The sequence below is a fragment of the Streptomyces sp. URMC 124 genome (assembly GCF_051386455.1).
GTDB lineage: Bacteria > Actinomycetota > Actinomycetes > Streptomycetales > Streptomycetaceae > Streptomyces.
Genome location: NZ_JBPQTS010000006.1, coordinates 60,263 through 84,725, shown reverse-complemented (window position 1 = coordinate 84,725; position 24,463 = coordinate 60,263). Strand labels below are relative to the sequence as shown.

The window sequence follows — 24,463 nt, the reverse complement described above, 5'->3', positions numbered from 1 at the left end:
GGCTCCAGCAGCAGATCCACCGAGGTGATCGCGCCGAACAGCCGCATCTACGGGCAGTCCGGCCCTGCCTCCGGCGGGGCCGGAGGAGTCGGCGGGACCGGGGACGGCGTGACGGCGGCCTCGGGCGCCGCGCGGTGCCCGAAGAGAGCCCTCGCCCAGGCGAGGAAGCGGGAGATAAAGTCCTTCACGTCATCAGCTCCTAGGTGCTGGTGGCCATGCCCCCGGACCGGTCGCACGGTCGCGGGGGTCTTGAGTGCGCCAACCCTAGAGCCCCCTGTAGGACCCTGTCTACACCTAGCCGTCTAGAGTAGGCTCTATGTTCGGTTGCATACGGGTGTTTACAGTCAGCGCGTGATGGAGTACGACCCGACGCGGCCGAAGTGGATGCAGATCGCCGACGTGATCCGGGAGCGGATCGCCAGCGGCGAGTACCCGGTGAACCATCTGATCTCCGAGGTGCGCATGGAGCAGGAGTTCGACGTCGCACGAACGACGGTCCGCAAGGTCACCGCCGCCCTCCGCGCCGATGGCCTCATCGTCACGACGCCCGGTATGGGCTCCTTCGTCGCCGCCTCTTCACCAGAGCCGAAGAACTAGGCAACCCCGGCGCGCACAAGCAACGTACCCAGCGCCTCGTCTCCCGGCGGGGGCACGATCCGCGCGTCCACGTACGAGAAGCCACTGCGCTTGAGCAGATCGGCCCAGGCGCCGGGCTCGTATTGCCAGCGCAGCACGGTCAGTTCGCGTTCGCGGCCTTCGAGCCACTTCCCGCCCATCTGCTGAGCCCCATGAGCGCCCGGGCCGGGCTCTGCGTGGCTGAAGACGCGTTCCAAGGCGGTCCGCGGGGTGCCGAGGATTTCGGGACCGGGGCCATGATCCGGGAACTGCGTCCACTCGAACCGATCGGCGGGCGGGGCCGGTTGCTCTCCCGTACCGCGGTAGGGCTTGTACAGATCCCAGTATTCGGCCGGGGTCAGGGGCGAGCGGGCCATGCGGTCTCCTTGGGGGAACGGCAGGACAAGGCGGCCGGGAAGGGCTCAGCACTCGCGCGGTGTTTCCCCCGGCTCCGGGGCGATTCCGCCGCGCCACGGCTCGTCCTCGGCCCTGTCCTCGGCCTCGCCGGCCATCTCGTACGCGCCGGACTCCAGGCGTTCGATGAGGCCGCGGGTCCATTCGCCGCCGGTCTCCGCCGTGTGGACCCACAGGCCCATGATTTCGGCGATGTGGCCCCAGTCCTCGCCCTCGGACGGGGTCCAGTGCCGGCGGATTTCCTCGCGCCACTCCTCCAGGGCGGCGACGCGCTGCTTGAGGAGGGCGATGGCTTCGGCGCGCGGCAGGTCGACGAGGAAGCCGACGCCGGCGGTGAGGACGTCGATCTTCTCGTCGTGGGCGGAGAGGGCGTGCCGCAGCAGCCGGAAGTACTCGTCCTGGCCGGCGGGCGTCAGTTCGTACTCCGTGCGGGGAGGGCCGCCGGCCTCGCTGGGCGCCGTGTCGTGGGCGATCATCAGGCCTTGCTTGGCCATGGCCTTGAGCGCGTGGTAGATCGACCCGGGCTTGGCGTTGGACCACTGGTGCGCGCCCCAGAACTCCAGGTCGTTGCGGACCTGGTAGCCGTGGGCCCGGCCGTGCTGCCGGACCGCGCCCAGGACCAGCAACCGGATCGCCGACATCGTGCCCTCAGTCTCCTCGTTCCACCGCCGCCCGGACCCCCGGGCGGCGCCCGGGGTGTCCAGATTAGGTGGAACGAGGGGCCGGGCCATATCCAGGCCCCGTTCGTCAAGGCCCGTTCGTCAAAGCCCGTCCGTCAGGCCTCGTCCTCCCCGGCCGCCAGCGCCACCAGCTCGAAGGCGGTCTTCCCGTCGAGGGACTCGCGGATGACGTCGGCGTGCCCGGCGTGCCGCGCCATTTCCTCGACCAGGTGGAGCAGCAGCCAGCGCATGGAGACCCGCGCGTCCGCGGGGAACCACGGCGCCGGGGGCAGCGGGAAGGTGTCCTCCAGGCTGGGCACGGAGCGGATGAACTTCTCCGTCTCGGCCGCGACCTGCTCCCAGTGGGCGAGCGCCCCGGCGACCGTCTCGCCCTCCAGGAGCCGGAAGCCGTCGGCCCACTCCTGCTCGTCGTGCCCGGTCTCCTCGGCCCGGCCCTGGGCCAGCAGCAGCCAGTTCCGCTCGGCCTGCGTCACGTGCTTGAGCAGGCCGCCCAGGGACAGCTCGCTCGCGCTCGGCTTCAGTGCGGCCTGCTCGTCGGTCAGCCCGAGGAGTGCCCGCCGCAGGCCGCCCCGCTGGGCCTCCACGAAGGCCAGCAGGGTGCCGCGCTCGTCGGAGGGGTCGTTCTCGATCACGTGGGTGGGCATGAGGGCCGCCTTTCGTTCGCTCGCTCGTCCATCGCTTGTGGTGCGTCCGATGGGTCAAACGTAGGGGCCCATGCGGTCAGGTTCTGTCCTCAACGCGACGGATCCCCGCGTCGTTCGCAAGCGGGAGTCGTTCAGAACGGGAAACGGGTCTTCCCGTGCTGGATCGAGATCCACTTCGTCGTCGTGAACACGTCCACCATCGCGTCGCCGTTCAGCCGGCCCACGCCCGAGGCCTTCTCGCCCCCGAAGGGCACGATCGGCTCGTCGTGCACGGTCCCGTCGTTCACGTGGATCATCCCCGCGTCGATGCGCTTCGCCACGCGCACGCCGCGCTCGGTGTCCCCCGTGTGGACGGCGCCGCTCAGCCCGTACGGCGTGGCGTTGGCCATCCGTACGGCCTCCTCCTCGCCGTCGAAGGGGATGATCAGCGCGACGGGCCCGAAGATCTCCTGGCCGAGGATCGCGGCGTCGGCCTTCAGCCCGGTCAGTACGGACGGCTCGACGAGCGTGCCCTCCGTCCGGCCGCGCACGAGCGCGGTCGCGCCGTCGGCGACGGCCTGCTCGACCAGGGAGCCGATGGCCTCGGCCTGCCCGGCGTGGATGAGCGGCCCGATGTGGGTGGCCGGGTCGCCCGGGTCGCCGACCTTGAGGCTCTTGACCTTGGCGACGAACTTCTCGGTGAACTCCCGCTCCACCGAGCGGTCGACGAGCACCCGGTTGGCGGCCATGCAGACCTGCCCCTGGTGGATGAAACGGCTGAATACCGCCGCCTCGACGGCGTAGTCGAGGTCGGCGTCGTCGAGGACGATCAGCGCGCTGTTGCCGCCGAGCTCCAGCACGGTCTTCTTGAAGTGGGACGCGGCGACCGTGGCCACGTGCCGGCCGACCTTGTCGGAGCCGGTGAAGGAGATGACCTTCGGCACGGGGTGCTCGATGAGCGCGTCGCCGATCTCGGCGATGTCGGTGACGACGACGTTGAGCACGCCCGCCGGCAGCCCGGCCTCCTCCAGGACCTTGGCCACCAGCCCGCCGCCGCATATGGGCGTGTTCTGGTGCGGTTTGAGGACGACGGTGTTGCCGAGGGCGAGCGCCGGCGCGACGGACTTCAGCGACAGCAGGAACGGGAAGTTGAACGGGCTGATGACCCCGACGACACCGACCGGCACCCGGTAGAGGCGGTTCTCCTTGGTGTCGTCCGGGGAGGGCAGGATCCGCCCCTCGGCGCTCAGCGCGAGGTGCACGGCCTCCCGCAGGAACTCCCGCGCCAGGTGAAGCTCGAAGGCCGCCTTCAGGGCCGTGCCGCCGCACTCCGCGGTGATCGCGGCGGACAGCTCGGCCTCCCGGTCGTCGATGACGCGCAGCGCCCGTTCGAAGACCAGGCGGCGGGTGTACGGATTGGTGGCGCCCCACGCGGGTTGGGCGCGCTCGGCGGCGCGGTAGGCCTGGTCGATCTCGTCCACGCCGGCGACGGTGATGGAGGCGAGCTTCTCCCCGTTGTACGGGTTGAAGTCGACGATGTCCCAGGAGCCGGTGCCGGACCGCCACTCGCCGTCGATGTACTGGAAGGCCAACTCTTCGAAGTAGGACATGTGCCATCCCTGCCTGGAGATACGGGGGCGCTCGGAGGCGCCCGAACCGGAATGCGCTCCTGATGGGACGTCATCGTACTGATGTGTCACATGAGTTGAAGCAGCCGCCTCAGCAGGTCCCGGGTGGCCGAGGGCGAGAGGCTGTCCTCGTGCAGCCGCTCCATCACCCTTCCGTACTGGGCGACTTCGTCGGGCTTGTCGAGGTAGAGCGCGCTCGTGAGCTGCTCCAGGTAGACCACGTCCGACAGGTCCGACTCGGGGAAGCGGAGCATGGTGAACGCGCCGCTCTCGCCCGCGTGGCCGCCGTGGGCGAAGGGCATCACCTGAAGGGTCACGTTGGCCTGCTCGGAGATGTCCATCAGGTGCTGCAGCTGACCGCGCATGACGGCCTCCCCGCCGTACGGGCGGTGCAGCGCGGCCTCGTCCAGGACGGCGTGGAAGTGCGGGGCGCGCTCGGAGAACAGCAGCTTCTGGCGCTCCATGCGCAGCGAGACGCGGCGCTCGACCTCCGCCCCGTCGGCCGAGGGCTGCCCGCGGACCACGACGGCCTGGGCGTAACCCTCCGTCTGCAGCAGCCCGTGCACGAACTGCACCTCGTAGATCCCGATGTGCGAGGCGGCCCCTTCCAGTCCCACGTAGGTCTGGAACCAGCCGGGCAGCACGTCGCCGTAGCTGTGCCACCACCCGGCGACGTTGGCCTCGCGAGCCAGGCCGAGCAGCGCCTCGCGCTCCAGCTCGTCCGTGACGCCGTAGAGGGTCAGAAGGTCTTCCACATCGCGTGCCTTGAAGCTCACCCGGCCCAGCTCCATACGGCTGATCTTCGACTCGGACGCACGGATCGAGTAGCCGGCCGCCTCGCGGGTTATCCCACGTGACTCACGCAGTCGCCTGAGCTGGGAGCCCAGGAGTATGCGGCGCACCACTGAACCGCTCGACTCGCTCGTGGCCATCGTTGCGACTCCTCCTCTTCCGGTTCCGTTCCCGGCCTTGCCCGCTCGCCCTCTCCGGGGGCGACCCCCGCAACCCCCGGCGGTGAAGTCTGCCACTTCCGGGCTCGGTTGAGTGTGCATTGAGTGTGCATCCGGCTACCCGGAGGGGAGTAGGCCGGAGGACGTACGGAAGAGGGCGTAGGAAGAATTGCGGCCGAACGCCTACGCGCGCCCCCAAACCCCCCACGTGCACGTGCATCTGCCCTTGCATCCGCCATCCGCATTGGGAACGATGGGGAACGCACACGTGCGTGTCACGTCCACGATTGCCAGGAGTGCCTCGGATGGGTACCGAAGGATCGACTGTGCTCTCTCCTCTGTGGCGAGGGCTGCCACCGATCGCCCCATCGGCCGTCCCCCACTCGGCGTCCTGCGCACTCCCACCCCGCTTCGAAGCGGTCAGGACCGCCCGCAGCTTCACCAGAACCACCCTCCAGGGGTGGGGGCTCGCCGGCCTCTTCGACGACGTGGCGCTCGTCGTCTCGGAGCTGGTCACCAACTCCCTGCGGTACGCCCTTCCCACCGAGCCGATATCCGGTATATCCGGTGGCGAATTCGACCCCCCGGTGCGGCTGCACCTGATGCGGTGGACGTCGCGGCTCGTGTGCGCGGTGCGCGACCCCAGCGAGGAGAGCCCGACGGCCGGCGAGGCGGACGCCTCGGCCGAGTGCGGGCGGGGGCTCTTCCTCGTCGAATCCTTCAGCGACACCTGGGGCTGGCACCCCCTCGCGGGCGCGCTGCACGGCAAGGTCGTGTGGGCCCTCTTCCGGCTGCCGCACGAGCAGCACGCGTAGCAAGACGTGGAGCGGCACGCGTAAGCGCGCCGAAGGCGCCTTACGGCGATACGGCGACGCTCCGGCCACCCGACTGTCCGATCAGTCGATCAGTCCCGTCAGCCGGTCAGTCGGTCAGTCGGTCACCAGATAGTCGAATTCCCCGTCCTTGATCCCGCGCAGCATGGCGTCGATCTCCGCAGGGGTGTAGACGAGCGCCGGACCGTCCGGATGACGGGAATTGCGCACGGCGACCCCGCCCTCCGGCAGCTTGGCGAACTCCACGCACGATCCCTGGGAGTTGGAGTGCCGGCTCTTGCGCCAGACGACGCCGTCGAGGTCCGCGGCAGCCATGCCGTTGTACGCGTGAGGCACAGGACTCTCCCGGAGAATTGCAGGGCACCCCGGCCCGCCCGGCGGCGAATGGTGGGGTTGACAACTACCCGGGATCATAGCTGCGTTCACATGCTTCTGCATGAGCGAATGCACGTGCACTTACGGTGTTCCCACCATTACTTCGAGGTGACTACACCATCGTGACCAGGCGTCCCCCGACTACCTGCCCGTACTCGAATACGGAAGGAGTCCCATCTCACGGGCATTCTTGATCGCCCGGGCCAGCATGCGCTGCTGCTGACCGGTGACACGGGTCACCCGGCGGCTGCGGATCTTCCCCCGGTCCGAAATGAACTTCCGCAGCAGGTCGGTGTCCTTGTAGTCGATGTACGTGATGCCCGCCGCGTCCAGCGGATTGGGGCGGGGCTTGAGGGGCTTGCGGTGCTCGGGTCGGCGGGGCATGGAAAGTCCTTGGGGAAGGCGGGTCAGGAAACGGGGTCGAGGAGTTCGTCGAACGCGGCGGGGAGCCGCCGCCAGGCGTCGGGGCCGCCCGCGTATTCGGCGTCGGTCAGCAGGCAGGACTCCAGCAGCGTGCGCAGCCCGTCGGCGTCGAGCCCCGGCGAGGTGAACGTGAGGTGCTGGACGCGGTCGCCGTGCTCGGGGTCCCAGTCGAGGGAGGCGGCGACGCGCCGGTCCGGCGGCACCATGTCCCAGGCGGCGTCCGGGAGCGCCGCGAGCCACGGCCCGGCGCTCTCCACGCACAGCGCACCGCCCGCGGCGTCCCAGGCCAGCAGCGTGTCCGGCCGGTCGGCGAGCCAGAAGCGGCCCCGGCTGCGCGCGGCGGCGCAGCACAGGTCCTCCAGCGCGGCGTAGAGCCGTCCCGGGTGGAAGGGGCGGCGCCCGCGCCACACGAGGGTGGCGACGCCGTCCGCGTCGGCCTCCTGCGGCAGCAGCGCGCAGGCGGGGTGCTGCCGGGCCGCGGCCGCCTCCACGTCGAATCCGGCGACCGCGGCGGCCGCCAGTTCGGCGGAGTCGACGGAGATGTGCCGTGCGGTGGGGGCGAGTTGGGTGAGGAGGGCGTGGTCGGCGGCGTCGGCCGGGGCCACGGGCGCGCCGAAGGCGGTCCGGTCGGCGGCGGCGCTGTCGCCGTCGTCGCTGCCGGTGTCCTCACCGGCCGTCCCGTCCGCCAGCACGAGCACCGTCGGGTACTCCAGCTGGCGGGCGAAGGTGTCGGCCACCGTCCGCTGGTCGGCGGCCGCGGCGGCCAGCCCGGCCTCGGCTAGGTCGTCGCCGCACCCGAGGGCGGGCAGGACGAGGGCCGGGTCCACGGCCGTGATCACGGCGGTCAGGCGCAGGTCCTCGCCCGCGTGGGCCGCCACGACCTCGGCCATAGCCTTGGGTTCGACGGAGTCCCACAGCTCGACGACGGCGAGCCGGCACGCGCCCGAGGCGGCGAGCCGCTCCAGCTCGGGCATGAGGTCCTCGCGCAGGGCGCAGCAGGCGCAGTCGTTGACGAGCGGCGCCTCGCCCTCGTCGAGCGTGCCGGTGCGGTCCCGCACCGTCCGGCGAACCGTTCCGGCGGAAGCGGTGGCCAGGTCGTGGTGGAGGGCGACGCTGCCGGGGACGGTCCGCAGGAGGCGCTCGACCGCGGCCCGGCGGGCGTCCGCGTGCAGACCGCCCACCAGGGCCACGGGCAAGGGGTGCGGCGCGGTCACCGCGGGCCCCCGCGGCTGCCGTAGCGGCGCTCGAAGCGCTCGACGCGGCCGGCGGTGTCCAAAACGCGCGCCGTGCCGGTGTAGAAGGGGTGGCTCGCCGAGGAGATCTCGACGTCGATGACGGGGTACGTCCTGCCGTCCTCCCACTCGACGGTCTTGTCACTGGTGGCGGTCGAGCGCGTCAGGAAGGCGAAGCCGGCCGCGCGGTCACGGAAGACGACGGGGCCGTAGGGCGGGTGGATTCCGGGCTTCACGGCGGATCAGCGCTCCTCTCGGAAGGTGACGTGGCGGCGGGCCACGGGGTCGTACTTGCGCAGGTGCAGGCGGTCGGGGTCGTTACGGCGGTTCTTGCGGGTGACGTAGGTGTATCCGGTGCCGGCGGTGGACCGGAGCTTGATGACGGGGCGTAGCTCGTTGCGGGCCATGGGAGCTACTATACAGAAATGGTTCCCATTTTCATTAAGGAGGTCCGACCTTGTCGGCTCACTGCCAACTGACCGGCCGCAAGCCCGGGTTCGGCAAGACCATTTCCCACTCCCACCGCCGCACGTCGCGGCGGTTCGACCCCAACATCCAGACCAAGCGCTACTGGCTCCCCTCCGAGGGGCGGCACGTACGCCTGCGGCTGAGCGCGAAGGGGATCAAGACCGTCGACACGATCGGCGTCGAGGCTGCGGTGGCCCGGATCCGGGCCCGCGGGGAGAAGGTCTGATGGCGAAGAAGAGCAAGATCGCGAAGAACGAGCAGCGGCGGCTGACGGTCGCCCGCTACGCCGCGCGGCGCGCCCTCCTCAAGACCGTCATCCGCAACCCGCGGACACCCGAGGGGGAACGGCTGGCGGCCGAGCGCGAACTGCGGCGCCAGCCGCGGGACGCGAGCGCGACGCGCCTGCGCAACCGCGACTCCGCGGACGGCCGGCCGCGCGGCTACTTCCGCACGTTCGGCTTGTCGCGCGTGAACCTGCGCAAGGAGGCGCACGCCGGGCACCTGCCGGGCGTGCGGAAGTCGAGCTGGTAGGCGTACGGGCCGGGCGGTCCCGAGGGGGGTCCGCCCGGCCCGTAAGGATGCAGGCCGGTCCGTACCGTGAGGATGCCGGCCGGTCCGTCAACCGCCGGTCACTACGAGGCGGGCGGCGGAGAGGGAGTCGATGAGGGCCGCCACGTCGGTGGCCGCCCTCTCCGCCGAGAGCGACGGATACCGCTCGGTGAGCACCTGCGCCGCCCGCTCCGGCGTGCCGTCGCAAGCGCCCTCGCGAGCACCGTCGCGATTGCCGTCGAGCAGAGTGCGCAGGATGAGGGCGGCGGTGCTGTTGAGCTGCCAGTAGCTCCCGGCTCGCTCGTCGAGCAGCACCATGCCGTCCTCGGTGTCCGTGGCGGACACGTCCCGCCGCAGGGTGAGGTTCACAGCGGTCTCCCGTGGTCGCGTGAAGGGGCGTGAGGGGCGCAACTGCACCGTGAGCCCCGGGATACCCACGCCTTCGCCCGCTACGCCGAACAGGCGAACATTTCACACGGCAAGGCAGCAAGTGTGACGATATGGCCGCTGCTGGTCGGCACCGGCGGGAGTGACCCCGTCGATGAGCTGGACCACGATGCCGTTCGGGCCCGTGACCTGGATGGCGACGGCGGCGTCGTCGCGCGCCGGCGTGACCTCCGACCACGTCACCCGGCTCTTCCTCGCGCAGGGCTTCGAGCCGGCTTGAACGTGTTCAAAAATAGGTCTACAGTCACGATCATCAGAGCTTTTGAACACGTTCAAGAAAGGCCGGGGGCGTGGATCTCACCGTCGTCGCATACGTCATCTACCTGGTGCTCAGCCTGGGCCTCACAGTCTGGGTCGCGCGCACGCTCAGCCGCAACGGGCGGGTCTTCCTCGCCGACGTCCTGCACGGCAACGAGAAGCTCGCGGAGGCCGTGAACCACCTGCTGGTGGTCGGTTTCTACCTCGTGAACCTCGGGTTCATCGCCCTGTACCTCCAGGACGACGGCACGATCACCGACGCCCGCGGCGTGTTCGAAGCGCTGTCGCAGCGGCTCGGCGTCGTCCTGCTCGTCCTCGGCGCCATGCACTTCGGCAACATCTTCGTCCTCAACAGGTTCCGCCGGCGCGGCGTCCTGGAGCGGCAGCAGGTCCCGCCCGTCGCACCCCAGGGGTGGGCCGTTCAGCAGGGCCCGTGGGCGGCTCCGACCGGTGGGCGCTGAGCCCGATGCCCACCGTCACCGACACGGGCACCGACGCCGACACCGACGCCACCGGGCCCGGCCGTGCGTCCGCGTAACCCCCGGCCGCGCGCCGGCCGTCCGGGCCGCACCGGCCGCCCCGCCCGGATCGTCGGCCTCCCCGCCTTCGGTGCCGTGGCCGCACTGGCCGCACTGATCGTCCTCCTGACCCCGCCCGCCGGCTCGGCGGAGCGCGGCGATCTCGTCGGCGCGTGGCGCGCCCAGCAGGGGGCCCGGCTGATCCTCCGTGAGGACGGGACGCTCACCGCCGTGAGCGTGCCCACCGCCTTCTCCGAGGACGACGACGAGCGGCCCACCAGACGGTTCACCGGCAACGGGACGTGGCAGCTGGAGAAGAAGCCCAAGCTCGGCCACCAGCGGATCCGGCTCACCCTCGGCGAGACGTACGAACTGTCGATCGCCGGTGAGGGCGCCCGCGACGGCCTCTTCATCAGGCCCTCCCGCGACGCCACCACCCAGTTCCGCTTCAAGAGGACCCCTTAGGCTCTGAACCGTGCCAGCAGAGAACGAGCCCCGGCCTGCGAAGAGCGAGCAGACCCGCACCCTGATCCTGGAAACCGCGATGCGGCTCTTCCAGGAGCGCGGCTACGACAAGACCACCATGCGGGCCATCGCCAAGGAGGCCGGAGTCTCCGTCGGCAACGCGTACTACTACTTCGCCGGCAAGGAGCACCTGATCCAGGGGTTCTACGACCGGATCGCCGCCGAGCACCAGGCAGCGGTCCGCGCGGTGCTGGACCGGGAGACCGACCTGGAGGCGCGGCTCTCCGGCGTCCTGCAGGCCTGGCTGGACATCGCCGCGCCGTACCACGAGTTCGCGGCCCAGTTCTTCAAGAACGCCGCCGACCCCGACTCCCCGCTCAGCCCCTTCTCCGCCGAGTCCGAGCACGCGCGGGAAGCCGCTATCGACGTCCACCGGGAAGTGCTCGCCGGCGCCAAGGCCAAGGTCCCGGCCGAGCTCGCCGACATCCTCCCCGAGCTGATGTGGCTCTCCCAGATGGGCCTCGTCCTCTACTGGGTCTTCGACCGCTCCCCCGGCCGCGAGCGCACCCGCCGCCTCGCCGACCGCGGCGCCCGCCTGACGACGCGCGGCATCTCCCTGGCGCGCTTCCGCGTGCTCCGCCCGCTCGTCCTCGAAGTCCACGAACTGTTCACGGACTTCCTGCCGGGGATGGCCCAGACGGCGGTGGCGCGCCACAGAAACGGGTGAGCGCCGGGGCCGGTGAAGGCGATCACGCGCGCTTGACCTCGAGTGCGCTCCAACACCTAGCGTCCTGATCAGTTGATTCCGCGATCAGGAGGCACACCATGAGCGACGTCGTCCCCACCCGGCACCTGGGCAGCCTGGCCGTCTCCGCACAGGGGCTGGGATGCATGGGCATGAGCCACGGCTACGGCGCCACGGACGACGCCCAGTCGATCGCGACCCTGCACCACGCCCTCGACCTCGGGGTGACCTTCTGGGACACCTCCGACTACTACGGCACCGGGCACAACGAGGAGCTGATCGGGCGGGCGCTCGCCGGGCGCCGCGACGAGGTGGTGCTGGCCACGAAGTTCGGCTTCGCCAACCGCCTGGGCGAGCCCACCGAGATCCGCGGTGACGCCGCCTACGTGCGGCAGGCCTGCGAGGCGTCGCTGCGGCGGCTCGGGGTCGACCACATCGACCTCTACTACCAGCACCGGGTCGACCCGCAGGTGCCCATCGAGGAGACCGTCGGCGCCATGGCCGAGCTGGTGCAGGCCGGAAAGGTCCGCCACCTCGGGCTGTCCGAGGCCGGCGCGCAGACCATCCGGCGGGCCCACGCCGTCCACCCGATCTCCGCGCTGCAGAGCGAGTGGTCGCTGTGGACCCGAGACCTGGAGGCGGAGATCGCGCCGGTCTGCCGCGAACTCGGCATCGGCCTGGTCCCGTTCTCCCCGCTCGGACGCGGCTTCCTCACCGGCCGCTACGACTCCGTCGAGGGGCTGGCCGAGGGCGACGTGCGGCGCAGCCAGCCGCGCTTCGCCGACGGCAACCTCGAACGGAACCTCGCGATCGTCGCCAAGCTGAACGAGCTGGCCGAGGCGAAGGGCGTCACCGCCGGTCAGCTCGCCCTGGCCTGGGTGCAGCACCGGGGCGACGACGTGGTGCCGATCCCCGGCACGCGGCGGCAGCGGTACCTGGAGGAGAACCTCGCGGCCGTGGCCGTCGAGCTCTCGCCCGAGGACCTCGCCGCCATCGAGGCCGCGGCCCCGGCCGGGCAGATCGCGGGCACGCGGTACGACGCGACGAGCCTGACCTTCGTCAACGGCTGAGCGAGCGGAGCACGGTGGCCGCGACCCTACTCCAGCCACTGCACGGCGGTCGCCCGGCGGATATGGACGAGGACGTCGAACGCGTCGGGAAGGGAATCCACGGCGAGGTGCTCGGCGGCGTCGCGGGACGGGTCGTAGACGCCGCTGATGACGCGGGCCTTCGCCGGCCCGTCCCAGTGGCCGCGTACGGCGTCGTCCCGCAGGTCCAGCCAGTGCGCGGGCAGGTCGGCCTCGCCGAGCCGGGCGTCGATCAGACCGGAGACGGGTTCCGGGACGGCGACGACACCGAGGTCTCCGTGGTGGAAGCCGATCGCCACGGACACGTACCGCGCGCCGTAGCGCTCGCGCAGCACGCTGCCGACGGTGGGCTGCGGGCCGCGATCGGGCGCCATGCCCAGGCGGACGCCGGTCGCCGCCGTGTGCCCGATGCCGTCCCAGTAGACGACGCGCAGGCCGGTGCGGTGCTGGTAGTCGCCGATGACGCCCGCCCACACGGCGTCGTCGCCCGCGAAGTGGCCGCGGCCGGCGACGCTGTTCTCGTGGAAGTCGACGATCAGGCGCATCCGGGCGAGGACTCCTTCGGCTTCGGCTGAGCCTCCGGCTTCGCTTCCGCCTTCGCCTGCGTTCCCGCCTTCGCCTTCGCCCAGTGACCGGATCTGCCGGACCAGCGCGAGCGCCTCGCGCGCGTGCTCGGCGAACGGCCGCCCCGGGTGCGTTCCCTTGGCGCGCTGCACGTGCTCGTCGATGCGGTGGGCGGTGCGGATCGTCTCCAGGTGCGGCGCCACCTCCGCGAGCCGCTCCGGGGCCGACGCGCGGACGAACTCCACGACGGCGTCGTAGTCGGCGTCCTGCGCCTGCACCGGCTTCACGCCGAAGATCCGCACGGGGTCGTCCGGGTGCTCCTGGTTGAACTCCCGGATCCACTCCAGCGCCGCGGCCATCTCCACCGTCCGCTGGGGCCGCCAAGCCCCGGCGAGCGCGTCTTCCGCAGACCCCCCGGCCCCGCCCTCACCCTCGCCCCCGCGCACGTACGCGTCGAGGCCGTCGCCTACGCCGGCGCTGTCCTGGACGGCCAGGGCCCGGAACCCGTGGTCCCGGACCAGCCGCCGGAAGAGCTCCTCCCGCACGCCGAACGTCTCCCGGGAGAAGCGCGTGGACTCCCCGATCCCGACGATCGCCGCACCCCGGGCCAGCTTCCCGGCGAGCGCGTCGAGCGACGCGGGGGTGAGCGCGACGGGAGAAGGCAGGGGGCCCCGGGCGGAGGTGGCGGCGGCGAGGGCGGCGGCGTTCGTCATGCCCTCACCCTCCTGCCTCAAGTCCGGTTGAGGTCAAGAGGGGGAGGGTCAGCCACCGGCCGGCAGCAGCAACAGCTGGTCCGCGTAGCACCAAGCCCATTCCTCGCCCGGTTCGAAGGACCGGGCGAGGTCGTGGCCGCGCTCCGTGCGGGCGTGGGCGCTCGCGTGGCGGTTCGGGGAGCTGTCGCAGCAGGCGACGTGGCCGCAGACGAGGCACTCGCGCAGGTGCACCCAGGTGCCACCGGTGCGCAGGCAGTCCTCGCAGCCTTCCGTGGTGCTGGGGGTGACGTCCGCGGCCGCCTCGTCCAGGTGGCCGCATTCCCGCCGGGTCGGGCGGCCTTCGACGTCCGCCGACACCTGCCAGGTTCCGTTTCCGGTCATGTCCCCAACGTAGCCCGACACTCTCGATCCCGCAGGTCAGGGCGATTGTCAGACCCCCCTGGCAGGATCGTTCGCGTGAGGTTGGCGGTGGCGGAGACGGGCGACGGGGGTGTCCGTCTCCGCGCCGTCGACCTCACAGGGGCGCCCGTGGGGCCGGTGGCGTCCGCGGGAAGCCTGGCGGAGGCCGTGCGGTCGCATCCGCACGTGGAGCGGTGGGTGTGGCGGTCCACCGCCCACCATTACCCGCAGCTGCTCACGGCGGGCCTGCGCGTCGAGCGGTGCTATGACGTGGAGGCTGCCGAGAGCCTCCTGGTCGGGCACGAGGAGGGGCAGTCCGGGCAGCCCCGTTCGCTGGCCGCCGCGTGGGCGCGGCTGCGCGGCCTGCCCGTGCCCGCGGATCCGCCTCCGCGGGCCGCCGGCGGGCAGCCGTCGCTGTTCGAGCCCGGGCCGGTGCCGCTGCCGCCCGGCACGGATCCGCTGGAGGCGCTGGTCGAGGTCCATGCCGCGCAGATCGCCCGGGCGCAGGCCACGGCCCGGCCGGGCCGGCTGCTGCTCCTGCTCGCCCTGGAGTCGGCGGGCACGCTCGTCGCCGCCGAGATGAACCGCGCGGGCCTGCCCTGGCGGGCGGATGTGCACCGCGCCCTGCTGGACGAGCTGCTCGGGGAGCACTTCCCCGGCGGTCTGGAGCCCCGGCGGCTGGCCGAGCTGGCGGAGGCCGTGTCCGCGGCGTTCGGCGAGGAGGGCGGGCGCGTACGGCCGGATCTGCCCGCCGACATCATCCGTGCGTTCGCCCGGCAGGGCATCCCCCTGTCCTCCACGCGCGCGTGGGAGCTCAAGGCCATCGACCACCCCGCCGTCGAGCCCCTGCTGCAGTACAAGAAGCTCTACCGGCTGCACACCGCCCACGGCCGGTCCTGGCTGCAGACGTGGGTGCGCGAGGGCCGCTTCCGCGCCGAGTACGTGCCGAGCGGTTCGGTCTCCGGCCGCTGGACCACCAACGGCGGGGGCGCGCTGCAGATCCCGCGCGTCGTGCGCCGGGCGGTCGTGGCCGATCCCGGCTGGCGGCTGGTGGTGGCCGACGCCGATCAGATGGAGCCGCGCATCCTCGCCGCCGTCTCCCGCGATCCGGGGCTGATGGAAGCGGCGAGCGGCGAGCGCGCGATCTGTACGCGGCCCTGTCCGACCGGGCCTTCGCCGGTGACCGCGAGCGGGCCAAGATGGCGATGCTCGGCGCGGTCTACGGACAGACCTCCGGCGACGGGCTCAAGCACCTGGCGGATCTGCGCCGCCGCTTTCCCGCCGCGGTCGCCTTCGTGGACGAGGCGGCGCGCGCGGGCGAGGAGGGCCGCCTCGTACGGACGTGGCTGGGACGCACCTGCCCGCCCGTCTCCACCGCCCTGCCGGAGGAGGCCGGCCTGCCCCAGACCGGCGAGCAGGAGGGTTACGGCAGCTCCCCGGCCGGCCGGGCGCGCGGCCGCTTCACGCGGAACTTCGTGGTGCAGGGCGGCGCCGCCGACTGGGCCCTGGCGATGCTCGCGGCCCTGCGCCAGGAGCTCGCGGGGCTCCGCGCCGAGCTGGTCTTCTTCCAGCACGACGAGGTCATCGTGCACTGCCCCGAGGCGGAGGCGGCCAGCGTCACCGAGGCCATCCGCACGGCCTCGGCGCGGGCCGCGCGCGTCGTGTTCGGACCGACGCCGGTCCTGTTCCCCTTCACGACGGCGGTCGTGCGGTGCTACGCCGACGCGAAGGCCCTCCCGGCAGGTGCCGGCGGAGCCCCCATTCCCTGACGCTCCGTCACCTCTGTGTCCCCCGTGCGGCCCATTCCAGCGCGCGCCACGGCGCCCGGCCGCGCACGCTGGCCCCAGGGGCGCCCGGCGGCGGCGACCCGTCCGTAGCCCCCGATCGCCGTCCCAGGGGAGCTCTGCCATGACGTCCTTCAGCCTTGAGCAGCTGCGCCGCTGCACCATCGCCGTGGACCTCGGGGCGGCCCGCACGCGCGTCTACCTCCGCGACAACGGACTGATCGTGGACGAGCCGAGCGCCGCCGCGATCAACACCCGCACCGGCTCCCTGATCGCGGTCGGCTCCGTCGCCGACAGCATGGCCGGCCGCACGCCCCACCACATCACCGTGGTCCGGCCGATCTCCGGCGGCACCGTCGTCGACATCGACATGGCCCAGCGGATGCTCCGGCACCTCGTCAGCGAGAAGGTGCGCCGCGTCTGGCGGCGCAAGCCGATGCTGCGCGCCGCCGTGTGCCTCCCGCACGACGCGGACCCGCTCGCCCGCCGCGCCGCCGTCGAGACCCTGATGGGCCTGGGGACGCGCCGCGTGGAACTGGTCGACACCCTCATCGCCGCCGCCGTGGGATGCGGCATGCCCGTCGAGCTGCCCGAGGCGACGATGATCGTGGTGTGCGGGGCGGCCTCCACACAGGTGGCCGTGCTGTCCCTGGGCGCGATCGTGGCGGCCGAGAAGGTCCTGGTCGGCGGGGACGCCATGGACTACGCGGTCGTGGAGCACCTGCGCCGCCGCCACGAGCTGATGCTGCCCACCCAGGGGCTGCACCCGCTGCACGTCGCGCTCAGCGCCGACCCGATGGAGGAGAGCGCGGAGGTGCGCGGCCGGGACGTGGCGACGGGGCTGTCCCGTACGGTCCAGGTCAACACCGCCGAGGTCCGCGAGATCATGCACATGCCGCTGACGGCCGTGCTGGACGCGATCGGCCGCGTGCTGCGCGTCTGCCCGCCCGACCTCGTCGCCGACCTCGTCGACCGGGGCGTGATGCTCGCGGGCGGCAGCGCCGTGCTGCCGGGGCTGGACCGGATGATCGCCGATGCGACGGGCATGACCGTGCGCATCGCCGACCAGCCGGACGTCTGCTCGGTGCTGGGGCTCGGCGCGATGATGGAGGGCAAGGTGCAACCGCTGCACCTGGATCCGCTCGCCTCCTCGTAACACCACCGGCCCCTGTGTCGCATTGGACCGGTCTGGGAACTTCTGGGAACTTCCGTACCCCTCTCCCCCGTTCTCCCCGTACACCCCCGTTATGTGTATGAGGAGAAACAGCAAATGGCGCTCTGGGACCGGCTCAAGGACTCCGCGACGACGATGCAGGGCCAGCTGGTGGCGAAGAAGAACGAGCTGAAGAGCGGCGCGTTCCGTGACGCGAGCATGGCCATGTGCGCCCTGGTGGCGGCCGCCGACGGCTCGATCGACGCCTCGGAGCGGCAGCGCGTCGCCTCGCTGATCGCCACCAACGAGGTGCTGCAGAACTTCCCGGCCGATGACCTGCAGGCCCGCTTCAACGACTACTGCCAGAAGCTCACGGCCGACTACGACTTCGGCAAGGTCAGCGTGATGCAGACCATCGGCAAGGTGCAGAAGAAGCCGACGGAGGCCCGTGCGGTCGTTCAGATCGGCATCGTCATCGGCGGCGCCGACGGCGACTTCGACAAGACCGAGCAGGCCGTCGTCCGCGAGGCGTGCTTCGCACTGGGCATCAACCCGGCCGAGTTCGACCTCTGACCGGTCCCTGGGAACGGCCGGGCGCGGAGGACGCCCGGATGCCGCCGACGCCGCCGGTGTCGCCGACGCCGCTTATGCGGGCTGCGGCATCGAGCGGCCCGGCGCCTGCCCTTCGCTCTCGCCGCCGCCCGCGCCCTTGCTCCACGTGCCCAGCGAGATCTCGGCGGTGATGCCGGGACCGAAGCCGGCGATGACGCCCCGGGCGTCGTGCGGCGCGCCGCCGTCCGCCCACAGGCGCTCCAGCGCGTCGAAGATGACGGCGCTGGCGATGTTGCCCCGCTCGGTGAGCGTGGCCCTGCTGTAGCGGAACCACTCGGGCGCGAGGTCGAGGTACTTGCACAGGTCGTCGAGGATCCTCGGCCCGCCCGCGTGGACGATGTAGAAGTCGAGCTCGGAGACGTTCCAGTCGTGGGGTTCGGCCATGTCGCGCATGGCGGGGGCGAGCATGGCCATCGTGCCCGGGACCCGCTTGTCGAGCAGGAAGTGGAAGCCGGTGTCGCGGACGGCGTAGGAGATCCAGTCCTCGGTGTCGGGCACCAGGTGGGAGCCGTTGCGCTCCAGGCGCACGCCTTCGCCGCCCTCCCCGCGCACCACGGCCGCGGCGAGGGCGTCACCGAAGAGGCCGTTGGACAGGAGGTTGCCGACGCCGAGGTCGGTGGGCTGGTAGAGCAGCGAGCAGAACTCGCAGGCCACAATGAGGGCGTTGGCGCCGGGGTAGGCGGTGCAGAAGTCGTGCGCGCGGTTGATGGCGGCGCCGCCCGCCGCGCAGCCGAGCTGGGCGATCGGCAGCTGTCTCGTCGTGACCGGGAAGTCCATGGTGTTGATGAGCCAGGCGGTCATGGACGGCATCATGAAGCCGGTGCACGAGACGTAGACGATCAAGTCGATGTCGCGCGGGGTCAGTTCCGCGTGGTCCAGGGCCCGCCTGACGACCGCGGGGACACGGGCCTTGGCCTCGGTCTCGTAGAGGTTGTTGCGCCAGGTGAAGCCGGGGTGTTTGAGGGTGTCCTCGATGGGCTGGACGATGTGCCGGGTCTGCACTCCGGTGTTGCCGATCAGCCGCAGGGCCAGCGGCAGCTGAGGGTGGTCGGCGTGCAGCGTCCGGGCCAGCTGCAGGGTCTCCTCCATCGTGATGACGTGCTCGGGTACGGCGATGGCCGGTCGGCAGAGCGTAGCCATGACTGCCTCCTTACCAGGGACTTACCGGTCCAGGGGACTGACCGGGGGACTTGCCGGGCGCCGGGCCGCCGCCCTTCGCGGGCGGGGGCCCGTGCGCCCCGTCGTGGCGCGCCGGGGGCTCTACCAGGCGACGGGCAGGGCGAGCGGGAAGCGCCAGATCGAGCCGGTGTTCCACCGCACCTCCTCCGCCGGAACAGCCAGGCGCAGTTCGGGAAAACGGGCGAGCAGCGCGCCGATGGCGACCTGGAGCTCCATGCGCGCCAGCCGGGCGCCCAGGCAGTGGTGCGTGCCGTGGCCGAAGGTCAGATGGGCGGGTGCGTCCCGCCGCTCCAGGTCCAGCTCGTCGGGCCGGTCGTAGACGAGCTCATCACGGTTGGCCGCGAGGTAGGAGACGTGGACGGTCTCGCCGGCGCGGATGGTGACGCCGTCCAGTTCCACGTCCTCCGTGGCGCGGCGGGGGATGCCCACTCCCTGCCGGTACGGGATGAAGCGCAGGAGCTCCTCGATGGCGGCCGGCAGCAGCTCGGGCCGGGCCCGCAGGCGGGCCAGCTGCTCCGGGTGGGTCAGGAGCGTGTAGACGATGTTGCTGATCTGGTGGGCGCTGGTGTTGTGACCGGTGACGAGCAGGAGCATGCCCATCACGGCGACCTCGCGGGCGTCCAGGAACTCGCCGTCCTCGCGCACCGCGGCCAGGGCGCTCAGCAGATCGCTGCCGGGGTGGCGGCGGCGGGCTGCGGTCAGCTCGGCGAAATACGCGCGGAGCCCGGACTTGCCCTCGGCGGCCGCGGCGCAGTCGGGCGTGCCGGGGGACATCATCGCGGTGGCCCAGCGGCGCAGCGGGGCGCGGTCGGGCTCGGGGACGTCGAGCAGCTCGAAGACCGTGTTGAGCGGGAGGGGGGCGGCCAGCCAGTCGGAGACGTCCGCGGGGGAGCCGTGGTCGGCCATGGCGTCGAGCAGGCCCTCCACCGTGCGCCGGGTGCGCGGGCGCAGCTCCTCGACCTGGCGGTCGCCGAACGCGGCGGCCATGAGGCCGCGCAGGCGGCTGTGGGCCGGCGGGTCCATGAGGTTGATCGACTCGGCGTGGTCGACGAGGTCGGGCGTGACGCGCGGCAGGCCCCGGCCGATCAGGGCGGCGCGGCTGAAGCGGCGGTCGGCGGTGACCGCGCGGACGTGCCGGTGGCGCGTGACGAGCCAGGCGGCCTCGGCGGCCGGGCCGTCCTCCGCGGCACCGTCCGAGCGGTCGGCGCCGTCCGGGCGGTCCGTGCCCTCCGAGCGGTCCGCGCCGCCCTCCGGGCCGTCCGCGTGCTCCGCTCGGGGCATCGGGATGCGGGTGATCGAGGGCTCGCTGCGCAGCCGGGCCAGGAAGGGGTCGAACTCCAGGGCCTCGTCGTGACGGAACGGACAGGTCCACACCGACTCGGAGGTGGTCATCGAAGACTCCCATCCCAAGGGCCCCGCCCGGGTGGCGTGCCAGCTTATTTTCAGACCATGCCGCACCAGTGACTCCGCCACACCCCAGCCTTCGCAGTTCACCCGAATGGTGGAAATTTCGGAGAATCACCCGTCGCATCCCCCACTTTTCCCTTCTTTCTCACCACTCCCCCAGGCTCCGCCCCGGCCCCCTCCGCGCGCCCTCGGCTTCTTCCCGGCGCCCTCGGCTCCCCCTTGGCGCCCTCGGCTCTCCCTTGGCGCCGCCCTCCGCACTCCGGCGCCCCGATTCCCTCGTGAGTGCCCTTTCCGTCCGCCATGCGCCCCAACGGACGGCTCGGTACGGGCCCGGCGTGTCCCGAGCTGCGGATCCCGGATCTCATGCTTAGCCTAATTTTTCAGACATCACTGATTAAGTGATGACAATTCCGCCCGCATCTCCACGAGGAGGCGCCCATGCTTGCCCAAGAAACCCTTCGACCCCTCGCACACCCCGCCGGGACGACGGCGATCGGCTCCCTGATGGTGGAGCCCGAAGCCGCCGTGAGCGGGGCTCCACTTCCCGCGCCGGAGGCCGCAGGCTTCCTGCTGGCCCTCCTCCTGCTGTCGCCCAAGGAGCCGAAGGAGCCGAAGGGCAAGTGAGTTCCCGTGCGGCCTACGCCGCGGCGGCCGACGAGCTCGCGTCACGCGTCCTCCGCGCCCTCCGGGGCGCGGGGGGCGCGGCGCTCGTGGCCCCGCACCTCGACAGCTCGCCCGACGCACTCGCGGCCCTGGCCGCGGTGCGGGTGATCGGAGCCGACACCTTCACCCCCCACGTCCTCGCGGGCGTTCCCTTCCACGCCGCCGACGCGGCCGCCGTCGCCCGCTCCTTCGAGGAGTTCCCCGTACCGGGCGGCGGCCCCTCCGCCCGCCCCGACGAGCGGACCGCCGCCTGGCGCGACTGGGCGACCGCACAGCTGCTGGCCCGGACGCGCGGCTACGCGGGCAACCCCGTGGCCACCGTCCCGCCCGAGCCCGGCGACGACCTCACCGACACCACCGACTGGCAGCGCTGGTCCGTACGCATGGCCCAGCTCGCGCCGCTCGCCACCCCGTGCCTGGACGGGCCCGTGCGCGACGCCGCCCGCGGCGCCGCCCTCCCGCTGTGCCGCGGGCTGACCCGCTCCGTCCTGCGCCGCGACTTCCCCACCGCCGTCCGCCTGTTGCGCTGGCTCGCCCTGCTGCGGCACGACGGCGTCGCCCTGCCCCTGGACCCGGAACCCGTCCTCGACCACGTGCGCGTGCTCGGCGGCGCGAGCCCGCGCACGGCGCTCGACCTGGCGGTCGCCGCCCACCTGCTGGGCGACGGCACGCACACCCGGCAGCACACCGGCTCCGACACCGCACCCCACCCGCCCTCGGAGGCGCCGGCATGACGATTTCCGCCCCCGTGGTGACGGCCGCCCGTGCCATGGCCGACCGGGCGCTGTCCTGGCTGCACGCCCACCGCGCGCTCGGTGCCCTGCCGCCCGGCACCACCGAGGAGCTCACCGACCCCGACGGCGTCTACAAACCCCTGGGCGAGAGCACCCTCGCCGCTTCCATCATCCTGCGCGACGGCATGGCGGGCGCCGGCCAACTGGTCGCCGCGCAGAGCCTGATGGACTTCACGTGGCTGCAGCTGCGCAAGGGCGACATGCTCTACGAACGCCAGCTGCGCCACACCCTGATGACCGACCCGCTGGAGATGTACGCCCACTTCGTGCGCTGCGGCTACCGGCACGCGGAGCTGGACCGGCTGCTGGCCCACCGCGCGCGGCTGCGCTCGGTGCACAGCGTCGAGCTGCTGCCCAACCGCCGTCTGGCCGTGGCCAACGCCTCGCGCATCGCGGGCCTCGACCACGGCGAGGACTTCGACGCGCTCGCCCGCACCACCTGGCTGGGCGCCACCCCCGAGCCGTGGGCGATCAACTGGATCACCGCCTACGCGATGACCCACACCGTCTTCCACCTCACCGACTGGGGCGGCCGGCCCGAAGGTCTGCCGGCCCCCCTCACCTCGTACGTCCGCACCTGGCTGCCGGTGTGGATCGACATCTGGCGCGAGGTCCGGCAGTGGGACCTCGTGGCCGAACTCCTCATCGTCGGCGCGTCCTTGTCCGAGCCCTACTGCAACCCCGACGACTGGGAGGCGATGGCCGCCCTGCAGCACGAGGACGGCCTGGTGCCCTGCGACGGCGACCCGGTCGCCGACGACCCGGCCCGCAGGTTCAAGGAACACCAGCACACCACCGTCGTGGCCGCCGTGGCGGGCTCCATCGCCCTGGCCAGGGCGGCACGAGAGCAGTGACCCCCTTCGCACGGAAGGCCCACGCCGGCTCCCCCGGCTCCCCCGGCGCACCGGGTTCACCCGGCTCCCCGGAGCTCCCGGACGCCCCGACGAACGCCCTGCTCCTGCCCCTGGCCGACGCGGCCCGGGGCGCGAGCGCCGTCGCCGTCGCCGCCGTGCGCGGCGACGAGCGCATCGTGGTGTGCCACGGGCAGGCCCGGGACAGCACCCGCTTCGAGACCGGCTCGCTCACCAAGACGTTCACCGCGCTGCTGCTGGCCGAGCTCGCCGCCCGCGGCGAGGTCCGCTACGACGACCCCCTCGACCGCTACCTGCCGCCCGGCGCCCGGCGCGTCCCGGGGCCGCCCGTCACTCTCCTCCACCTCGCCACCCACACCGCGGGCCTGCCGCGCCTTCCGCCGGGGCTGCTCGCGCGTGCGGTCCGCACGGGCTGGTTCCGCAACCCGTACGCCGCCTTCACCACGGACGACCTGCTGGCCGCGCTCCCCCGCACCCGGCTCCACCACCGCCCCGGCACCCGCGTGCGCTACTCCAACTACGGCGTGGGCCTGCTCGGTCTCGCCCTGGCGCGCGCGGCCGGCGGCGGGCCGGAGGACTATCCCGCGCTGCTCGGCGAGCGCGTCCTCGAACCACTCGGCCTGGCCGACACCGACTGCGACCCCACCCGCCCCCAGGTCCTCGGGCACTGGCACGGCCGCCCCCGGCCGCCCTGGCTCGTCCCCGGCCTGCCCGCCGCGGGCGCCCTGCGCTCCAGCGCGCGGGATTTGCTGCGCTGCATGACGGCGCTGCTCGCGCCGGAGGCCGCCGCCCCGCCGAGCCTGCGGGTGGCGCTCACGGAAGTGCAGCGCCCCAGGCTGGCGCTGCCGCGCACGGGCCGCCGCATCTGCCTGGTGTGGAACCTGCGGATGCGACCGGGCGGGCCGCTGCTGCACCACTCCGGAGGCACGCGGGGCTGCACCGCGTTCGCCGGCTTCCTGCCCGGCGCGGGGACTGCCCTGGTGGCACTGGCCGATGCCGCACCGACCCCGGCGGCGCCCTTCGTCCAGGCGTCGTACGGCGCGCTGTGCGGACTGGGCGGGGCGGAGCGGCGGTCAGCCGCCCGCGACGTGCCGGGTGACGGTGGCCGCGAACTCCTGGGCGGCGGGGGTGAGGGCCGACCACTGCCGGGCGGCCCAGCCCACGTCGAGTGACGGGATGCCGGTGACGGGAATCAGCCGGGCCGCGCCGGACGGGCTGACCAGTCCCGGCATGGCCGGTATCAGGGCGTGCCCCAGGCCCAGCTCGGCCAGCAGCAGCGCGGTGTCCCAGTCGGTGGCACGGGTGGTGGTGGAGCGCGAGGACAGGCCGCCGGGGCCGAGCACGTCCTCCACCTGACGGCCGGAGCTCGTCCCGGCGGGCGGGCGGATCAGGCGCGTACGGGCGAGGTCCTCCGCGCCGAGGGCGCTCTCGGCCGCGAGCGGGTCGTCGGGGTGGACGGCCAGCACCCACTCCAGGCTGATGACCGGACGCAGTTCGACGCCCTGCGCGTCGGCGGAGACCGTCACCCAGGCCAGGTCCACCGCTCCCGACCGCAGGGCGTCGATGCAGCGGTGGCTGGAGCGCTCGGTGTGGAACTCCAGCCCGACGTCGGGGAAGCACCTGCTGTACTCCTCGATGGCCGCGCCCATGAGGTGGCGGATGGTCGTGGCGCCCGTGGCGATGACGACGCCGCCGCCCCGGCCGGTGCGCAGCTCCTCCAGGGTCCGCAGGCCCTCGCCGAGCGCGGTGAGCCCGTCCGAGGCGGCCCGCTGGAGGATCCGGCCGGCCGCCGTGGGGACGACGCCCCGTGGCTGACGCTCCATCAACGACAGCCCGGTCTCCTTCTCCAGGCGCCGCACGTGCTGGCTGACGGCCGACTGGCTGCAGTTCATCTCGCGGGCCACGGCACTGAGGTTGCGGGCCTCGCACACCATGACGAACACCTTCAGGTCATCTAGCGTCACGCCGCCACGATACAAGCTCACGCTTGGGTGGATCGAGTCAACTCATAG

At 72.4% G+C, this 24,463-nt stretch carries 31 protein-coding genes and 1 pseudogene; 16 read left to right on the top strand and 16 right to left on the bottom strand.

What is annotated here, in order from left to right:
• Nucleotides 1-354 precede the first annotated feature (354 nt).
• Nucleotides 355-597 (top strand): GntR family transcriptional regulator, encoded by a 243-nt coding sequence (locus ACSNOG_RS02430; protein ID WP_436750824.1) that lies wholly within the window; start codon nt 355-357, stop codon nt 595-597.
• Here ACSNOG_RS02430 and ACSNOG_RS02425 read toward each other — a convergent pair.
• The 5 genes from ACSNOG_RS02425 to ACSNOG_RS02405 form a co-directional block, all read right to left on the bottom strand.
• Complete coding sequence (locus ACSNOG_RS02425) at nt 594-992, bottom strand: hypothetical protein (protein WP_436750821.1); 399 nt, start codon at nt 990-992, stop codon at nt 594-596. The genes ACSNOG_RS02430 and ACSNOG_RS02425 overlap by 4 nt on opposite strands.
• Before the next feature lie 45 nt (nt 993-1,037).
• On the bottom strand, nt 1,038-1,670 hold the full coding sequence (locus tag ACSNOG_RS02420; protein ID WP_436750820.1) for a PadR family transcriptional regulator: 633 nt from the start codon (nt 1,668-1,670) through the stop codon (nt 1,038-1,040).
• 134 nt (nt 1,671-1,804) lie between these two features.
• Nucleotides 1,805-2,353 (bottom strand): DinB family protein, encoded by a 549-nt coding sequence (locus tag ACSNOG_RS02415; RefSeq protein WP_436750819.1) that lies wholly within the window; start codon nt 2,351-2,353, stop codon nt 1,805-1,807.
• A 131-nt stretch (nt 2,354-2,484) separates the two neighbouring features.
• Entirely contained in the window at nt 2,485-3,942 is a 1,458-nt protein-coding gene (locus ACSNOG_RS02410) for an aldehyde dehydrogenase family protein (protein WP_436750818.1), read from the bottom strand.
• 86 nt (nt 3,943-4,028) lie between these two features.
• Nucleotides 4,029-4,892 carry a helix-turn-helix domain-containing protein gene (locus ACSNOG_RS02405; protein ID WP_436750817.1) on the bottom strand — a complete coding sequence of 288 codons (864 nt, stop codon included), beginning with the start codon at nt 4,890-4,892 and terminating at the stop codon, nt 4,029-4,031.
• A gap of 323 nt (nt 4,893-5,215) precedes the next feature.
• Between ACSNOG_RS02405 and ACSNOG_RS02400 the strand changes: the two genes are divergently transcribed.
• The gene (locus ACSNOG_RS02400) at nt 5,216-5,725 is read left to right on the top strand and encodes an ATP-binding protein (RefSeq protein WP_436750816.1); all 510 of its coding nucleotides are present in this window, start codon (nt 5,216-5,218) and stop codon (nt 5,723-5,725) included.
• Between the two features lie 114 nt (nt 5,726-5,839).
• On the opposite strand, the gene ACSNOG_RS02395 is transcribed toward ACSNOG_RS02400, so the two are convergent.
• From ACSNOG_RS02395 to rpmG, 5 genes are all read right to left on the bottom strand, one after another.
• The gene (locus tag ACSNOG_RS02395) at nt 5,840-6,079 is read right to left on the bottom strand and encodes a DUF397 domain-containing protein (protein WP_436750815.1); all 240 of its coding nucleotides are present in this window, start codon (nt 6,077-6,079) and stop codon (nt 5,840-5,842) included.
• Nucleotides 6,080-6,259: 180 nt separating this feature from the next.
• A complete protein-coding gene (rpsR, locus tag ACSNOG_RS02390) occupies nt 6,260-6,502 on the bottom strand; it encodes a 30S ribosomal protein S18 (protein ID WP_436750814.1) in 243 nt (80 codons plus the stop codon).
• A 23-nt stretch (nt 6,503-6,525) separates the two neighbouring features.
• Nucleotides 6,526-7,755, bottom strand: a complete 1,230-nt coding sequence (locus ACSNOG_RS02385) for a CobW family GTP-binding protein (RefSeq protein WP_436750813.1) — start codon at nt 7,753-7,755, stop codon at nt 6,526-6,528.
• Nucleotides 7,752-8,009, bottom strand: a complete 258-nt coding sequence (locus tag ACSNOG_RS02380) for a type B 50S ribosomal protein L31 (protein WP_436750812.1) — start codon at nt 8,007-8,009, stop codon at nt 7,752-7,754. The genes ACSNOG_RS02385 and ACSNOG_RS02380 overlap by 4 nt, the downstream gene beginning before the upstream one ends.
• 6 nt (nt 8,010-8,015) lie before the next feature.
• Nucleotides 8,016-8,180, bottom strand: coding sequence for a 50S ribosomal protein L33 (gene rpmG, locus ACSNOG_RS02375; RefSeq protein ID WP_436750811.1), 165 nt, complete (start codon nt 8,178-8,180; stop codon nt 8,016-8,018).
• Between the two features lie 50 nt (nt 8,181-8,230).
• Between rpmG and rpmB the strand changes: the two genes are divergently transcribed.
• Both rpmB and rpsN read left to right on the top strand, forming a co-directional pair.
• Nucleotides 8,231-8,467 (top strand): 50S ribosomal protein L28, encoded by a 237-nt coding sequence (gene rpmB / locus ACSNOG_RS02370; RefSeq protein WP_436750810.1) that lies wholly within the window; start codon nt 8,231-8,233, stop codon nt 8,465-8,467.
• Nucleotides 8,467-8,772, top strand: coding sequence for a 30S ribosomal protein S14 (gene rpsN / locus ACSNOG_RS02365; RefSeq protein ID WP_436750809.1), 306 nt, complete (start codon nt 8,467-8,469; stop codon nt 8,770-8,772). Before rpmB ends, rpsN begins: the two co-directional genes overlap by 1 nt.
• Nucleotides 8,773-8,859: 87 nt before the next feature.
• Here rpsN and ACSNOG_RS02360 read toward each other — a convergent pair whose 3' ends face one another.
• Nucleotides 8,860-9,159: a lasso peptide biosynthesis PqqD family chaperone gene (locus tag ACSNOG_RS02360; protein ID WP_436750808.1), complete on the bottom strand. Its 300-nt coding sequence runs from the start codon at nt 9,157-9,159 to the stop codon at nt 8,860-8,862.
• Nucleotides 9,160-9,331: 172 nt separating this feature from the next.
• Here ACSNOG_RS02360 and ACSNOG_RS02355 point away from each other — a divergent pair, with 172 nt between their 5' ends.
• The 5 genes from ACSNOG_RS02355 (at nt 9,332) to ACSNOG_RS02335 (ending at nt 12,293) form a co-directional block, all read left to right on the top strand.
• Complete coding sequence (locus tag ACSNOG_RS02355; RefSeq protein WP_436750807.1) at nt 9,332-9,457, top strand: hypothetical protein; 126 nt, start codon at nt 9,332-9,334, stop codon at nt 9,455-9,457.
• A 70-nt stretch (nt 9,458-9,527) separates the two neighbouring features.
• A complete protein-coding gene (locus tag ACSNOG_RS02350) occupies nt 9,528-9,956 on the top strand; it encodes a hypothetical protein (RefSeq protein WP_436750806.1) in 429 nt (142 codons plus the stop codon).
• Between the two features lie 63 nt (nt 9,957-10,019).
• Nucleotides 10,020-10,478 carry a hypothetical protein gene (locus ACSNOG_RS02345; RefSeq protein ID WP_436750805.1) on the top strand — a complete coding sequence of 153 codons (459 nt, stop codon included), beginning with the start codon at nt 10,020-10,022 and terminating at the stop codon, nt 10,476-10,478.
• Between the two features lie 10 nt (nt 10,479-10,488).
• A complete protein-coding gene (locus ACSNOG_RS02340; protein ID WP_436750804.1) occupies nt 10,489-11,205 on the top strand; it encodes a TetR family transcriptional regulator in 717 nt (238 codons plus the stop codon).
• A 98-nt stretch (nt 11,206-11,303) separates the two neighbouring features.
• Nucleotides 11,304-12,293, top strand: a complete 990-nt coding sequence (locus tag ACSNOG_RS02335) for an aldo/keto reductase (RefSeq protein ID WP_436750803.1) — start codon at nt 11,304-11,306, stop codon at nt 12,291-12,293.
• 26 nt (nt 12,294-12,319) lie between these two features.
• Here the strand turns inward: ACSNOG_RS02335 and ACSNOG_RS02330 are convergent, their stop codons facing one another.
• Both ACSNOG_RS02330 and ACSNOG_RS02325 read right to left on the bottom strand, forming a co-directional pair.
• Nucleotides 12,320-13,588: an erythromycin esterase family protein gene (locus tag ACSNOG_RS02330; RefSeq protein WP_436750802.1), complete on the bottom strand. Its 1,269-nt coding sequence runs from the start codon at nt 13,586-13,588 to the stop codon at nt 12,320-12,322.
• A gap of 48 nt (nt 13,589-13,636) precedes the next feature.
• Complete coding sequence (locus ACSNOG_RS02325; protein WP_436750801.1) at nt 13,637-13,969, bottom strand: UBP-type zinc finger domain-containing protein; 333 nt, start codon at nt 13,967-13,969, stop codon at nt 13,637-13,639.
• 75 nt (nt 13,970-14,044) lie between these two features.
• Between ACSNOG_RS02325 and ACSNOG_RS02320 the strand changes: the two are divergent.
• From ACSNOG_RS02320 to ACSNOG_RS02310, 3 genes and pseudogenes are all read left to right on the top strand, one after another.
• Nucleotides 14,045-15,756: pseudogene (locus ACSNOG_RS02320) on the top strand (bifunctional 3'-5' exonuclease/DNA polymerase).
• A 139-nt stretch (nt 15,757-15,895) separates the two neighbouring features.
• Nucleotides 15,896-16,927 carry a rod shape-determining protein gene (locus ACSNOG_RS02315; RefSeq protein ID WP_436750800.1) on the top strand — a complete coding sequence of 344 codons (1,032 nt, stop codon included), beginning with the start codon at nt 15,896-15,898 and terminating at the stop codon, nt 16,925-16,927.
• A gap of 114 nt (nt 16,928-17,041) precedes the next feature.
• The gene (locus ACSNOG_RS02310; protein ID WP_436750799.1) at nt 17,042-17,497 is read left to right on the top strand and encodes a tellurite resistance TerB family protein; all 456 of its coding nucleotides are present in this window, start codon (nt 17,042-17,044) and stop codon (nt 17,495-17,497) included.
• Between the two features lie 72 nt (nt 17,498-17,569).
• Here the strand turns inward: ACSNOG_RS02310 and ACSNOG_RS02305 are convergent, their stop codons facing one another.
• Together ACSNOG_RS02305 and ACSNOG_RS02300 are read right to left on the bottom strand one after the other, a co-directional pair.
• On the bottom strand, nt 17,570-18,676 hold the full coding sequence (locus tag ACSNOG_RS02305) for a type III polyketide synthase (RefSeq protein WP_436750798.1): 1,107 nt from the start codon (nt 18,674-18,676) through the stop codon (nt 17,570-17,572).
• 120 nt (nt 18,677-18,796) lie between these two features.
• Entirely contained in the window at nt 18,797-20,107 is a 1,311-nt protein-coding gene (locus ACSNOG_RS02300; RefSeq protein ID WP_436750797.1) for a cytochrome P450, read from the bottom strand.
• 453 nt (nt 20,108-20,560) lie between these two features.
• Here ACSNOG_RS02300 and ACSNOG_RS02295 point away from each other — a divergent pair, with 453 nt between their 5' ends.
• The 4 genes from ACSNOG_RS02295 to ACSNOG_RS02280 all read left to right on the top strand — a co-directional run bounded on the left by ACSNOG_RS02295 (nt 20,561) and on the right by ACSNOG_RS02280 (nt 23,623).
• Complete coding sequence (locus tag ACSNOG_RS02295; RefSeq protein WP_436750796.1) at nt 20,561-20,746, top strand: hypothetical protein; 186 nt, start codon at nt 20,561-20,563, stop codon at nt 20,744-20,746.
• Entirely contained in the window at nt 20,743-21,519 is a 777-nt protein-coding gene (locus ACSNOG_RS02290; RefSeq protein ID WP_436750795.1) for a hypothetical protein, read from the top strand. The genes ACSNOG_RS02295 and ACSNOG_RS02290 overlap by 4 nt, the downstream gene beginning before the upstream one ends.
• On the top strand, nt 21,516-22,433 hold the full coding sequence (locus ACSNOG_RS02285) for a DUF6895 family protein (protein WP_436750794.1): 918 nt from the start codon (nt 21,516-21,518) through the stop codon (nt 22,431-22,433). Before ACSNOG_RS02290 ends, ACSNOG_RS02285 begins: the two co-directional genes overlap by 4 nt.
• Nucleotides 22,434-22,531: 98 nt before the next feature.
• Nucleotides 22,532-23,623: a serine hydrolase domain-containing protein gene (locus tag ACSNOG_RS02280; RefSeq protein ID WP_436750823.1), complete on the top strand. Its 1,092-nt coding sequence runs from the start codon at nt 22,532-22,534 to the stop codon at nt 23,621-23,623.
• Here ACSNOG_RS02280 and ACSNOG_RS02275 read toward each other — a convergent pair.
• Complete coding sequence (locus ACSNOG_RS02275) at nt 23,525-24,415, bottom strand: LysR family transcriptional regulator (RefSeq protein WP_436750793.1); 891 nt, start codon at nt 24,413-24,415, stop codon at nt 23,525-23,527. The genes ACSNOG_RS02280 and ACSNOG_RS02275 overlap by 99 nt on opposite strands.
• Nucleotides 24,416-24,463 lie beyond the last annotated feature (48 nt).